Genomic DNA, 13,147 nt, shown 5'->3' with positions numbered 1-13,147 from the left:
AGTATGACAACTTCAAAAAAGAGAATAAATTGGGTAGATCAACTTAAGGGGTTTAGTATTATTCTTGTTGTTTACGGACACAATTTACCTTTTATAGATATTTATATTGATAGTTTTCGAATTCCTTTATTCTTTTTTATTGCAGGTTTTTTTCATCCTAAAGCACCTTCTTTAACTTTAAGTATAATAAAAAAAAGAGCACAACAAATTTTAGTACCTTATTTTTTGTGGAGCTTCTTTTTGTTTGTCTTTTGGTTTTTTGTGGGTAGAAAATATGGAGATTCTGTTCACTTAGATTTAAGTGTAACAAAGAATTTTTTAGGAATATTTTTTGCCCAAGGTGGTCATGATTATATGAATTGGGGTATTACAATGTGGTTTTTACCTGCTATTTTTTTGAGCTTTATTTTTTTTGGATTAGTGAGATCAGTAAAAAAGATGACACATCAAGTTATACTTTTATTAACGTTCATTACAATAGGATTCTTAATTACTAAAGTAATTGATGTAAATTTGGTTTGGAGTGCAGATGTTGCTCTAGTTTCGTTATCATTTTATTCTTTGGGATTTTATTCAAGAGATTTTTTGTTTAAAAACAAAAAGATAAAATATGAAACTTTATTGTTATTTACACTTCTTGTAATTTATGTACTATGCGCTATAAATTTTTCGGAAAATGTAGATATGTTTAGGTCAAAATATGGTAATATTTTCTTCTTTATCGTAAACGCAGTAATCGGAATTTCCTTTTGGGTTTTGTTCTTTAGAAGACTAAAAAAAATAAAGTTTTTAACCTTTTTTGGGCAAAATACAATTCCCGTTTTAGCGCTTCACAATAGAACAATGACATTTATAAAACTTCTTTTATTACTATTTTGGAGTTCAAAATCTTTCAATTTTAATGAACTTGAAAAAATAATTCTTACAATAATGCAATTAATATTATTATATCCTATAATTTTAATGGTTAATAAAAAACTACCAATTCTAAATGGTAAAAGAAAATTTTATGAAAAAAGAAATTAAATTTCATCTCGGGTTAAATCTTTTAATTGCAGTTTTTATAACCATTGCATCCTATGTTCATATTCCATATGGCAACTTAAAAGCTTTTTCTATTTATTTTATTCATTTTTTACTGCTACAATTTTCAGTATTTGGTTTTGTCTATGTATTAAGTTCGTTTAAGAAAATTTTTAAAATAGTATTTCCAATACTTTTTATAATATTAGTTTCAATATCTTTTTGGGTTTACACACAAGATATTACTATAGATCTAGGAATGATTCAAGCAATTGTTGAATCTAATATAGACATAGCCATAGATGTTTTTAGTTTACAGTTTTTAATGTATTTAATAGTCTCTTTAATCTGTTTGTTCTATTATATGAAAAAATTTAGTAAATTAAATTCAAGTAGCATTAAATCCCCTCTTTTTTTAGTTGCCATTCTTGCTATTTCTACTTTTTTTTTAGTTGAAAAATATAAGTATGGTGCTTTTAAAAGAAAACTCCCCTACAATGCTTATTTTGGAATTATTAAATATTTTAAGAAACCGAATTTAAAATTAAAAGAAGTAAAAGAGCCTGTTAAATCTAAAGAAAAAAATATTCAAATAGTTTTTGTCCTAGGTGAATCTCTTAGAGCAGATCACTTATCGTTAAATGGATACCATAGAAATACAAATCCTTTACTTTCTAAAAAACAACAAATAATTTCTTTTAGTAAAGTTTATACACCACTAACTTATACAGCAATAAGTGTACCTCAAATATTGACAAATAACTCTATTTACGATAAAAACAATAAAGCAGGTGTAAGTTTGTTTAGTGTACTTCAAAAGGCAGGATTTTCAACTGAGTGGATAGGAAATCAATCTATTGAAAAAAGCTATAAAGACATAGTTTACACTAATAAATCAGTTACAATTATTGATAAATTTCACTCTGTTTTAAGTTTTAAAAAAGAAAAAGATTTAAGTTTATTAGATAATTTCTCTATTGATAACACTTCTACAAAAAATAAAATCTCTACGATTCATATGATTGGTAGTCATTGGTATTATAATAGTAGATTTGACTCTAGGTTTGAGCGTTTTAAACCAATTACTTCAAGTAAATATATTGGATCATCTACGAATGAAGAATTGATGAATTCTTATGATAATACTGTTTTATATTTAGATTTCTTTTTAAATGAATTAATAGAAAAATTAAAAACATCGTCTAAGAAAACAATATTAATTTATCTTTCAGATCATGGGGAAATTCTTGGAGAAGATGGAAAATGGTTTCATGCTCAAAAACATCAAGCATCTACAAATCCTGCAATGCTGGTTTGGTATTCTGATAATTTTAGGGATAACTATCCTTTAAAAATTAACCAATTAAAATTGAAACAACAAGATTCTATTTCAACCGATTTTCTGTTTCATAGTATTTTAGATATTAGTGGAATAGAAAATTTTAAATATAAAAAAGAGCAAAGTATTTTTAAATAATATATAAGTATTAATTTTATTTCTTTTTTCCTTCGTCAGTAAAATTATCATTTAAAGCACGTTCTGTTTTAATAATACTTACTAAAATTGATAAAAGTACTAAAAGCATGGGTTGCCAAGAAAGTTCTTTGTTGGTAAAATTGGCAAAAAACAAACCTGCTAAAAAAGAAATACCAGCATAAATTAATAGATTTTTATTAAAAACGCTATTGGCAAAATCCCAAATTTGTTGATTTTCCATTGCTTTTGGTGTTCTGTAACCATACCAACCATTAATTTTTTTGGGAGGAAATTTCCAAAAAATAATACTTAATAAAAACAACAATCCGTTTGTAGTTGTTACATAAATTAAAGATTCACTCATATTTTTTTGTTTTGCTTACTGCTTCTTAGGTCGTAATAATCCCTCTTGAGCAAAAGAAGCTACTAAGGTTCCTTTTCTAGTATAAATATTACCTTTTGCCAATCCTCTTGCACCAAATGCGTTGGGAGATTCTGCCGAAAAAAGCATCCAATCATCAAAATTAAAGTCTCTAAAAAACCACATAGAATGATCTAAACTTGCCGTTTGAGTATTGCTAAAATTATATTTGCTAGCATTCGGGTTAAAAGCTGCATTTAAAACATTGTAATCAGAAATATAGGTTAATATTTCTTGTTTAGTTCTGTAATCTAAATTCTTAGAACTTCCTTTTAAACGAAACCAAACTTGCTCGTTAGCAGGAAGATCTTTTGGGTCTAACGGATTTGGAACTCTAACAGGTTTAAACTCTATAGGTCTTTTTACACTTAAAAAAGCTTTGGTAGATTTTGGTAAAAAATCACCAAATTGATCTAACATATCACCCCAACTTAATAATTCTTCGGGTTGTTTTATTTTTTTATTAAAAGTTGTTTGATGCTCAAAACCATCTTCTTTTTGATGAAAAGAGGCAGCCAAAATAAAAATTGTTTTTCCTTTTTGGCTTGCAGTAACTCTTCTTGTAGAAAAACTACCACCATCTCTCATTTCTGCCACATGATAATTTATTGGCACAGCTAAATCTCCTGCTTCTAAAAAATAAGAATGTAAAGAGTGTAAAAACCTATTTTCTGGTATGGTTCTATACGCTGCGTTTACTGCTTGTGCTAATACTTGCCCACCAAAAACATTGGGGCTACCAATGGTATAACTTTCTCCGCTAAAATTATTTTCTCCTACATCAGTTAAGTTTAAAAGTGCAATTAATTCTGTACTTGTTTGCATTTTTTTAATTTTTAAATGGAAATTTTTGTTGAAACGGCGTTGGTTGTATCTTTTGCAAAAATAACTTTAATATTTTGTTTGTAATATTTTTTTTATGACGAAGATACATCGTTAAATCTTGTGGCACAGCACCTACAGAACTTTTAATATCGCTAGCAGTTCTGCCAAAATTAATTTTAGATAATTTACGTTCTATGGCAATTTCTATATAGGTGTATAGCATTCTTTGGTAAATTGCATATGGTTTATTCCATTTATAATTTATCCCCACAAAATGTGCATCTAAATTGTTATTGTTGATGATTCCAGACATAAAACCCACAAGCTTTTCTTCTAAATAAAAGGCTTTTAAAATGTAATTCTTGCCAAAATGTTGCTTTAAATCAATGTAGGTTTCTAAATTAAATTCACCCAAATTAAAATTAGAGTTTTCAGCTACTTTTTTATACAAACTTGTCATTTCTGGCAAGGTTGTTTCAATATTTTTTGCTGTAATGTTTTCTATGTTTAAAACAGCACTTTGTTTAAAGGCTTTTTTAGCTTTTACTCTAAATTTGGTTTTCATAGCAGCCAAATAATCTGCAAAATTTTGCCAATTTTCATCTATTTTTAATAGCATATTGGGTTCTACAGAAAACGGATTGTAACTTACTTTTTTTAATTCGTCTATTATAAATAAAGATTCATTTGTAAAATCTTTTAGTAAATATGCATCGATATTATTTTTTAAGGTAGCATTCGATTTTACAAAATGATTAATGGCCTTTGCCAATTTTAAAATAACCTTTTGTTTTTCTTGATTTTCGGCAATAAATAATCCATGTTCTCCACTTACAAAAGTATTACCAGAAATTAACAAACGTAAAGGTTTGTTTTCTTTTAATATACCAAGTTTTCTGCCTAAAATTTTTAAAAAATCAAAATCGTTTTGCAATGCATGTATGTAAAAGTTAATAATTTTAATGGTTGAAAAAGCAATGGGTGTTTCGTTTTCATCAACCAAAACAATATAAGAAAATGTAATTTTTGGATGATTTTTTTCAATTGACTTTAAAAAATCTCTATGAAAATAAATATTATTTTCACAATCTAAGGTTTCCCAAATTTTTTGGGGAATTTTATCAATAGAAGTAAAAAATAAAGCTGTATTTGTAGGCTTACAAGAAATCAAATTTATATACTAAATTAGTTAAATTACAAACCTCTAAAATAAGGCTTTTAGTTTATAATTTGTGGTTGTAAGGTTTTTAAGAATATATTATCTAATTATAACGTTTCTTTAACAAAGTTGCTTTAAGTGTTTAAGTAGGGCAAAATTCTAAAAAACTATCTTTGTAACAATTAAAAATATTTATTCGATTTATACAATCGAGTACAACTAATAAATTTATGAGAAAAATTATTCTTGCCATACTTGGCGTTTTAGCTATTATAGGAGCTATACTTTTAGGTAATTATATTGTAGCTAAAAATCAGAAACCAAAACCAAAATTTAAAAAGCAAATCAAAACTGTTTTTATAACAGACGTGCAAAACAAAAACATTCCTGTTATTTTAACTGCAAGTGGTAATTTAACTGCAAAAAATAGAATAGAAATATTTTCTGAAGTACAAGGTGTTTTAAAAACAGCCAACAAAGCATTTAAACCAGGCACAAAATATGATATAGGTGAAACACTTTTAAGTATTAATAGCGAAGAGTTTTACGCAAGTTTACAATCTCAAAAAAGTAATTTATACAACTTAATAACGGCTATTATGCCTGATATTAGGTTAGATTATCCTGATGAGTTTTCTAAATGGCAAACCTATTTAAATGGTTTTGATCTTAATAAATCTGTGCCTAAACTGCCAAATTTTTCTACTGATAAAGAAAAATATTTTATTTCGGGTAGCGGTATTTTAACAGCATATTACAATGTAAAAAATTTAGAAGTTAGGTATACTAAATATCAAATAAGAGCTCCTTATTCTGGTGTTTTAACAGAAGCTTTAGTAAGCCCAGGAACCTTGGTTAGATCTGGACAAAAATTAGGAGAGTTTATAGATCCAAGTATTTACGAGTTAGAAGTTTCTGTAAATGCTGCTTATGCAGATTTATTAAAAGCGGGGAATTCTGTAGACTTAACCAACTTAGAAAAAACAAAAAAATATACTGGTAAAGTAGTTCGTGTAAATGGTAGTGTAGATCAAGTATCGCAAACTATTAAAGCTTTTATAGATGTAAAACATCCAGATTTAAAAGAAGGTATGTTTTTAGAAGCTAATTTAGTTGCAAAATCAATACCAGAGGCCATAGAAATTTCTAGAAAATTATTGGTAGATAATGCTGCTGTTTATACTGTAAAAAACGATAGTATTTTAACTTTAACTACTATAAACCCTGTTTATTTTGGCGCAGAAAATGTGGTTATTAAAGGCTTAGAAAACAACAACAAAATTATTACACAACCTTTACCTGGCGCATTTGATGGTATGGTTGTAAAAACTAATAAAAAGTAATTATATGAGAAAGATAATTGCCTATTTTATTAAATACCATGTTGCCGTAAATGTAATTGTTTTTGCCTTTTTTGTATTTGGTATTATTGGTGCTATTAGCATGAAATCTTCCTTTTTTCCATTGGTAGATTCGCAGTTAATTAGAATTACCTTGGCATATCCAGGAGCATCACCAGCAGAGATGGAAGAAGGTGTAGTGCTTAAAATTGAAGACAATTTAAAAGGGATTGTTGGGGTAGAAAGAGTAACCTCTGTTTCAAGAGAAAACACTGCAAACGTAAATGTAGAAGTAGAAAAAGGAAAAAATATAGACATTGTTTTATCAGATGTAAAAAATGCAGTAGATAGAGTTCCTTCTTTTCCATCTGGCATGGAACCACCTGTAATTGCTAAGGTAGAAAACATAAGGCCTACCATTAGTTTTACCGTTAGTGGAGAAAATGTTTCTTTAAAAGCTTTAAAGCAATACGCTAGAAATGTAGAAAACGATATACGTAGTATCGAGGGTATTTCTCAGGTAGAAATTTCTGGTTTTCCAGAAGAAGAAATAGAAATTGCTGTACGTGAAAATGATTTACGTGCCTATAATTTATCGTTTACAGAAGTGGCAAATGCTGTTAGAAACTCTAACATTTTAATTACAGGAGGTAACATAAAAACAGCAGAAGAAGATTATTTAATTAGAGCAAGTAACCGTTCTTATTATGGTATAGAGTTGCAAAATTTAATTGTTAGAACAGAAACTAACGGAAATATTATTCGGTTAAAAGATATTGCTACTTTAAGAGATACTTGGTCAGAAAACCCAGACAGACTTTATTATAATGGAAATTTAGGGATAGATATTACTGTAAGCAATACCAATAACGAAGATTTAATATCTTCTGCAGATAAAATTAAAGACTACATTTACAAATACAATCAACAACAACAAAACGTACAATTAAGTGTTACTAGTGATAGAAGTACAACCTTAAAAGATAGAACTTGGTTACTAACTAAAAATGCAATTTCAGGTATACTCTTAGTACTTTTCTTTTTAGCACTTTTCTTAAACTTACGCTTGGCAATTTGGGTAGCTTTTGGTTTGCCAGTTGCTTTTTTAGGGATGTTTATTTTTGCAGCCCAATTTAATGTAACCATCAATGTTTTGTCTCTTTTTGGGATGATTATTGTTATCGGAATTTTGGTAGATGATGGTATTGTAATTGGAGAAAATATTTATCATCATTATTATGATTTAGGAAAATCTAAAATTAGAGCAGCCATAGATGGTACAATGGAAGTAATTCCACCAATCGTTTCTGCAATCTTAACCACAATTATCGCTTTTTCAACCTTCTTTTTTGTAGATGGTAGAATTGGGAGTTTCTTTGGAGAAGTATCTACTATTGTATTGTTAACACTAACAGTTTCTTTAGTAGAAGCTTTAATTATTTTACCAGCACATATTGCACATTCTAAGGCTTTAGATAGAAAAAAATCAGAAAGTGGTCACCTTAAAAAAAATAATAAAATAGATGTTTTTTTTACAAAAATAAATAAAGGTGCAGATAAGTATTTAGGTAAATTTAGAGACAATTATTATGTACCTTTTTTAAAGTTTTCTTTAAACAATAAAATCTTTGTTTTCTGTTTGTTTGTAGCAACCTTACTTTTAAGTTTTTCTGCTTTAAGAGGTGGTATTATTAAAAGTTCTTTTTTTCCAAGAATTGCTAGTGATAGAGTGCAAATTACTTTAAACATGCCACAAGGCACCAACGAAAAAATTACAGATTCTATCATTTCTATGATAGAAGAAAAAGTTTGGGTGGTAAATAAAGAATATTCTGCAAAGCAAACTGGAGATGCAGATGTGGTAGAAAACGTAATAAAAAGAGTTGGTCCAGGAAGCGCAAATGCAACATTAAGTGTAAACCTTTTACCTGGAGAAACTAGAGATTTTTCATCACCAGAAATTACAAATGCAATACAAAAATTAGTAGGAAAAGTTTATGGTGTAGAAAGTTTGGTTTTTGGTTCTGGTGGTAATTTTGGAGGAAGTCCAGTTGCAGTTTCTCTCTTAGGAAATAACATTACAGAGCTAAAAGCAGTTAAAGATGAGCTGAAACAAATTTTAGAAAACAACCCATTACTAAAAGACGTAACAGATAACGATCCTGCAGGAATTAAAGAAGTTCGTATACAACTAAAAGACAATGCTTATTTACTAGGACTAAATTTACAGTCTATCATGTCTCAAGTACGTGCAGGTTTTTTTGGTTTTCAAGCACAACGTTTTCAACGAGGTCAAGACGAAATTAAAGTGTGGGTTCGTTACGATAAAAAAGACAGATCTTCTATAAACGATTTAGATGATATGCGTATTGTAACGCCAAATGGCTCTAGGGTTCCGTTTTCTGAAATTGCAACGTATATCATAGAAAGAGGAGATATTGCTATCAATCATTTAGAGGGGAAAAGAGAAATACAAATTACTGCAGATTTAAAAGATTTAGAAACCAGTGAAACAGAAATTTTAGACAATATTAAAAACAATATTATGCCAGAAATTCTGTCTAAATATCCAACTGTTTCACCTTTGTATGAAGGGCAAAATAGAGAAGCTAAAAAAACAACAGATTCTGTAAACCTAGTTGGTCCAATTATTTTGTTATTAATTTACATTGTAATTGCATTTACATTCCGTTCTTACAGCCAGCCAATTCTACTAATTTTAATGATACCTTTTAGTATGATTGGTGTTATTTGGGGGCATTATGTTCATAATTTTTCAATTGGTATTTTATCCTTTTTAGGTATTATAGCTCTAATAGGAATTATGGTAAATGATGGCTTGGTATTAATTGGTAAATTCAACAATTATTTAAAAGAAGGTTTTAAATATGATGAAGCTTTGATAAAAGCAGGCCAATCTCGATTTAGAGCTATTTTCTTAACTTCTTTAACAACAGTTGCCGGTTTAGCACCGTTAATTTTCGAAAAAAGTAGACAAGCACAATTTTTAATACCTATGGCAATTTCTATTGCATACGGTATTGCCATTGCAACAGTATTAACTCTGGTTATGTTACCTATGATGTTGGCAGCTTCTAACAAAATTAAAGTACATATAAAGTGGCTTAAAACAGGTAATAAAATCACCAAAGAAGAAGTAGAAAGAGCTATTATAGAAGCAGCGTATGATGAAGATGATATAGAAGAATTGCCTGCTGCAGAACAACCTTTAAATATAAATGCTAAAAATAGTACAAATGAAATTGAATAAAAACAGCATTATATACCTTTTAGTTTTTGTTGCTTTCCAAGGATTTTCTCAAGAAATTTTAACTAAAAAGGAAGCCTTAGAAATTGCCTTAGAAAAAAATTTCGGTATTAAAATTGCCAACAATAATTTAGAAGTTGCTAAAAATAATACCAGTATTTTTAATACTAGATATTTACCAACAGCCACTTTAAATTCTGGCGCAGATTATAGAACCAACAATCAAAAAATTGTTTTTACAGATCCACAAACTGGTAACGATTCTGAAAGAGTTGGTAATGGTGTAGTAACTAAAAACTACAATGCATCTATGGGTTTAAATTATACTATTTTTGATGGTTTGGGCAGAAAATACAACTACAAACAACTAAAAGAAACTTATAATTTAACAGAGTTACAAGCCAGAGAAACCATAGAAAACACCTATTTACAGTTGTTTACTTTGTATTTTCAAATTGCACGTTTATCAGAAAACACCAATAATTTAAAAGAAGCTTTAGGCATTTCTAAAAAACGTTTAAAAAGAGCCAAATATCAATATGATTATGGGCAATCTACAAAACTAGAAATGTTAAACGCAGAAGTAGATGTAAATAACGATAGCATCTCTTTAATTACTGCACAACAACAATTAAGTAACGCAAAAAGAGGCTTAAACGTAGTTTTAGGAGTAGAAAAAGACGTAAACTATGTTGTAGAAACTGAAGTCGATTTTAATAAAATGTTAGTTTTTGATGAGCTAGAACAAAAAACTTTGGCAAACAATAGTTTGTTAAAACAAAACGAACAAAACATTGCTATAAGCGAGTTTAACATCAAAATAAACAAGGCAAATTATTTTCCATCGTTAAACTTTAATGCCTCTTATGGATTCAATAGAACAGAAAATGAAAACTTAGTAAATCCTTTTGGTGCGCGCTTAATAACTTCTGATGGTTTAAATGCAGGTGTAACTCTATCTTGGAATATTTTTGATGGTGGAACCACAAAAACACGAGTTGCTAACGCTAAAATTGCATTAGAAAATCAAGAAATTTTATTAGAGCAACAAAAAGTTACTATTAAAAACACCCTAAAAAACACTTGGGAAAACTACAATAATCAACTTTTTATATTAAAAGCACAAGAACAAAACGTGTTAACTACACAAAATAACTTTGATAGAACACAAGAGCGTTTTAAATTAGGGCAAGTAACTTCTATAGTATTTAGACAAGCTCAAATTAATTTAATTAATGCAAAAACAGCCTATAACAATGCTAAATTTGATGCCAAATTAATTGAATTGCAACTCTTACAGTTGAGTGGAGATATTTTAAATGTAACTTTTTAAAAAACTGATATTTGTCATAGTATAAAAAAGTCATTCATTTTAATTTTACCAATAAATTAGAAAAGATGAAATTTTTAAACACACCCTTAGTTTCGTGGACAAATGGTACAATAATGATTGGTGTATTTGTATTGGTAGTAATTGGCTTAGTTGCTGCAATATTCTTGTTGATGAATAGCGATAAGAAATCCACAAAATAATAATTTGGTTCGTATTTTTTAGGCTCAAGTATCTACTTGGGTTTTTTGTGTTTTATGCTCTAGTTAGATAACTTTTCTGTAAATTTATCTTTTAAAATAGTTTTAAGATGAATACAGATATGATTGCCAATTTCGGTTATTTATTCGAAAAAGAATTGTTAGAAGAAATAAGTAAAATAGGCATTACAAAAAAATTTAAGGCAGAGAGCACAATTATAGAGTTAGGAGATTATATAAAGTCTATGCCATTACTAATATCGGGTGCTATAAAAATACTTAGAGAAGACGATAAAGGAGAAGAATTAGTACTCTATTATTTAGAAAAAGGAGATACTTGTGCCATGACATTGTCTTGCTGTATGGGACAAACCAAAAGTAAAATTAGAGCAGTTGCAGAAACTGATGTTTCTTTAGTTTTATTACCAAAAGAAAAAATGGCAGACTGGTTAACTTCATATAAAACTTGGCAATCTTTTATATTACAAAGCTACCATAATAGAGTAGAAGAACTTTTGCAAGCAGTAGATACCATTGCTTTTTATAAAATGGACGAGCGTTTGTTTAAATACTTAAAAGACAAAGCTATGGTTACACATAATGATGTTTTGCAAGTAACTCATAAACAAATTTCAGAAGATTTACATACCTCTAGAGTTGTAATTTCTAGGTTGTTAAAAAAGCTAGAAAACGAAGAGAAAATTCAGCTTTTTAGAAACAGTATAAAAGTTTTAGAACTGTAACTTAGGTTACTGTAGACAAGAAAGCTACATCTTATTTTTGTAAAAAAAAGATGAGATTACTTACATTACTTTTAGCATTTACAGTATTTTTTAGTTGTAAAGATACTAACAGGCCTACTTATTCTAAAAAGAATGTGGCAACTGCAAAAAACATACAACAACATGAAGGTAGAAAACTTATGGAAAACAAATGTTATGTTTGTCATAGTCCCTCTGCTTCGCATGATGATAGAATTGCACCGCCCATGGTAGCTATTAAGAAACACTACATATCTTCTAAAACCACTAAAGAAGAGTTTATAAAATCTGTACAAAATTTTGTAAAAAATCCAACCAAAGAAGCTGCAAAAATGAGAGGTGCTGTTAAAAGATTTGGAGTAATGCCAAAACAAGCTTTTGCAGCAGACGATATTAAAAAAATTGCTGATTACATTTTTGAGAATGATATTGAAGAACCAGAATGGTTTGAGTCTCACTTTAATGAAGAAAGAGGAAAAGGAAAGGGAAATGGAAAAATGAAAGGAAGGCAAAACCATAAAATGGGTGAAAATTTAAAAGATTTACCAACTTCAGAAAGAGGTTTGCAATATGTACTTTCTACAAAAGCGGTTTTAGGTAAAAATTTAATGGGTAAAATTCAAAAAGAAGGCACTTTAGCTGCATTAAAATTTTGTAATGTAAAAGCATATCCTTTAACAGATAGTATGTCTGTTTATCACAATGCAACAATCAAAAGAGTATCAGATAAACCTAGAAACCCTAAAAATGCAGCCAATGTAGAGGAACTAAAAATAATTAATTCATTTAAAAAAGATGTAGCCACAAACAAAGATTCAAAACCCATAGTTGTAGAATCTTCAAATCACGTAAATGTATATTATCCTATAAAAACAAATAGTATGTGTTTGCAATGTCATGGTACACCTAAAACAGATATTACAGTAAATACACTTGCTGCCTTAAAAAAATTATACCCAAATGATAAAGCTTTGGGCTATAGTTTAAACCAAGTTCGTGGAATTTGGAATGTTTCATTCAGTAAATAATAGTTCTTTGGCATGAGCAAATTTTCAGAAATAATAAATCAAGAAAAACCGGTTTTAGTAGATTTTTTTGCAGAATGGTGTGGACCTTGTAAAATGATGAGTCCTATTTTAAAAGAAGTAAAAGACACATTGCAAGATAAAGTTGCAATTCTTAAAATTGATGTTGATAAAAACCAAGTTATTGCAACAAAATACCAAGTTAGAGGGGTGCCAACATTAATAATTTATAAAGCAGGGAAACAAGTTTGGAGACAATCTGGAATTGTACAAAAAAATGAGTTAATTAGAATTTTAAATAGTTTTAGTTAGTTTTTC

At 28.6% G+C, this 13,147-nt stretch carries 12 protein-coding genes; 9 read left to right on the top strand and 3 right to left on the bottom strand.

Annotated features, from left to right (window positions below; all coding sequences use genetic code 11):
- The first annotated feature begins 3 nt into the window (after window positions 1-3).
- Both Q0662_RS00790 and Q0662_RS00785 read left to right on the top strand, forming a co-directional pair.
- Window positions 4-1,026 carry an acyltransferase family protein gene (locus Q0662_RS00790; RefSeq protein ID WP_298946083.1) on the top strand — a complete coding sequence of 341 codons (1,023 nt, stop codon included), beginning with the start codon at window positions 4-6 and terminating at the stop codon, window positions 1,024-1,026.
- Window positions 1,010-2,500 (top strand): phosphoethanolamine transferase, encoded by a 1,491-nt coding sequence (locus Q0662_RS00785; RefSeq protein WP_298946080.1) that lies wholly within the window; start codon window positions 1,010-1,012, stop codon window positions 2,498-2,500. Before Q0662_RS00790 ends, Q0662_RS00785 begins: the two co-directional genes overlap by 17 nt.
- Window positions 2,501-2,516: 16 nt before the next feature.
- Here the strand turns inward: Q0662_RS00785 and Q0662_RS00780 are convergent, their stop codons facing one another.
- Genes Q0662_RS00780 through Q0662_RS00770 form a run of 3 tightly spaced genes read right to left on the bottom strand, consistent with a single transcriptional unit; the run spans window position 2,517 to window position 4,917 of the window.
- A complete protein-coding gene (locus tag Q0662_RS00780; protein ID WP_298946078.1) occupies window positions 2,517-2,864 on the bottom strand; it encodes an SdpI family protein in 348 nt (115 codons plus the stop codon).
- A 15-nt stretch (window positions 2,865-2,879) separates the two neighbouring features.
- A complete protein-coding gene (locus Q0662_RS00775) occupies window positions 2,880-3,746 on the bottom strand; it encodes an acyl-CoA thioesterase II (protein WP_298946076.1) in 867 nt (288 codons plus the stop codon).
- A 4-nt stretch (window positions 3,747-3,750) separates the two neighbouring features.
- On the bottom strand, window positions 3,751-4,917 hold the full coding sequence (locus Q0662_RS00770) for a peptidogalycan biosysnthesis protein (RefSeq protein WP_298946075.1): 1,167 nt from the start codon (window positions 4,915-4,917) through the stop codon (window positions 3,751-3,753).
- A gap of 218 nt (window positions 4,918-5,135) precedes the next feature.
- On the opposite strand from Q0662_RS00770, the gene Q0662_RS00765 reads away from it, so the two are divergent.
- The 7 genes from Q0662_RS00765 (at window position 5,136) to trxA (ending at window position 13,141) form a co-directional block, all read left to right on the top strand.
- The gene (locus Q0662_RS00765; protein ID WP_298946073.1) at window positions 5,136-6,248 is read left to right on the top strand and encodes an HlyD family efflux transporter periplasmic adaptor subunit; all 1,113 of its coding nucleotides are present in this window, start codon (window positions 5,136-5,138) and stop codon (window positions 6,246-6,248) included.
- A gap of 4 nt (window positions 6,249-6,252) precedes the next feature.
- Window positions 6,253-9,516, top strand: a complete 3,264-nt coding sequence (locus Q0662_RS00760; RefSeq protein WP_298946072.1) for an efflux RND transporter permease subunit — start codon at window positions 6,253-6,255, stop codon at window positions 9,514-9,516.
- Window positions 9,503-10,846, top strand: a complete 1,344-nt coding sequence (locus Q0662_RS00755; protein ID WP_298946070.1) for a TolC family protein — start codon at window positions 9,503-9,505, stop codon at window positions 10,844-10,846. The genes Q0662_RS00760 and Q0662_RS00755 overlap by 14 nt, the downstream gene beginning before the upstream one ends.
- A gap of 65 nt (window positions 10,847-10,911) precedes the next feature.
- On the top strand, window positions 10,912-11,046 hold the full coding sequence (locus Q0662_RS00750; RefSeq protein ID WP_298946068.1) for a hypothetical protein: 135 nt from the start codon (window positions 10,912-10,914) through the stop codon (window positions 11,044-11,046).
- A 107-nt stretch (window positions 11,047-11,153) separates the two neighbouring features.
- A complete protein-coding gene (locus Q0662_RS00745) occupies window positions 11,154-11,786 on the top strand; it encodes a Crp/Fnr family transcriptional regulator (protein WP_298946066.1) in 633 nt (210 codons plus the stop codon).
- Between the two features lie 50 nt (window positions 11,787-11,836).
- Window positions 11,837-12,832: a DUF3365 domain-containing protein gene (locus Q0662_RS00740; protein WP_298946064.1), complete on the top strand. Its 996-nt coding sequence runs from the start codon at window positions 11,837-11,839 to the stop codon at window positions 12,830-12,832.
- Between the two features lie 12 nt (window positions 12,833-12,844).
- Window positions 12,845-13,141 (top strand): thioredoxin, encoded by a 297-nt coding sequence (gene trxA, locus Q0662_RS00735; protein WP_298946062.1) that lies wholly within the window; start codon window positions 12,845-12,847, stop codon window positions 13,139-13,141.
- Window positions 13,142-13,147: the final 6 nt, after the last annotated feature.

It is taken from the genome of uncultured Polaribacter sp., assembly GCF_947503855.1.
Taxonomy (GTDB): domain Bacteria; phylum Bacteroidota; class Bacteroidia; order Flavobacteriales; family Flavobacteriaceae; genus Polaribacter.
Note: the sequence above shows the minus strand (reverse complement) of the source record. Positions and strands in the feature narration are given on the sequence as shown.

What these genes read in the sequence shown, in the direction of transcription:
- Q0662_RS00760 (WP_298946072.1), top strand. Translation starts at nt 6,253, where the DNA reads ATGAGAAAGATAATTGCCTATTTTATTAAATACCATGTTGCCGTAAAT.
- Q0662_RS00790 (WP_298946083.1), top strand. Translation starts at nt 4, where the DNA reads ATGACAACTTCAAAAAAGAGAATAAATTGGGTAGATCAACTTAAGGGG.
- Q0662_RS00780 (WP_298946078.1), bottom strand. Translation starts at nt 2,864, where the DNA reads ATGAGTGAATCTTTAATTTATGTAACAACTACAAACGGATTGTTGTTT.
- Q0662_RS00765 (WP_298946073.1), top strand. Translation starts at nt 5,136, where the DNA reads ATGAGAAAAATTATTCTTGCCATACTTGGCGTTTTAGCTATTATAGGA.
- Q0662_RS00755 (WP_298946070.1), top strand. Translation starts at nt 9,503, where the DNA reads ATGAAATTGAATAAAAACAGCATTATATACCTTTTAGTTTTTGTTGCT.
- trxA (WP_298946062.1), top strand. Translation starts at nt 12,845, where the DNA reads ATGAGCAAATTTTCAGAAATAATAAATCAAGAAAAACCGGTTTTAGTA.
- Q0662_RS00785 (WP_298946080.1), top strand. Translation starts at nt 1,010, where the DNA reads ATGAAAAAAGAAATTAAATTTCATCTCGGGTTAAATCTTTTAATTGCA.
- Q0662_RS00745 (WP_298946066.1), top strand. Translation starts at nt 11,154, where the DNA reads ATGAATACAGATATGATTGCCAATTTCGGTTATTTATTCGAAAAAGAA.
- Q0662_RS00740 (WP_298946064.1), top strand. Translation starts at nt 11,837, where the DNA reads ATGAGATTACTTACATTACTTTTAGCATTTACAGTATTTTTTAGTTGT.
- Q0662_RS00775 (WP_298946076.1), bottom strand. Translation starts at nt 3,746, where the DNA reads ATGCAAACAAGTACAGAATTAATTGCACTTTTAAACTTAACTGATGTA.
- Q0662_RS00750 (WP_298946068.1), top strand. Translation starts at nt 10,912, where the DNA reads ATGAAATTTTTAAACACACCCTTAGTTTCGTGGACAAATGGTACAATA.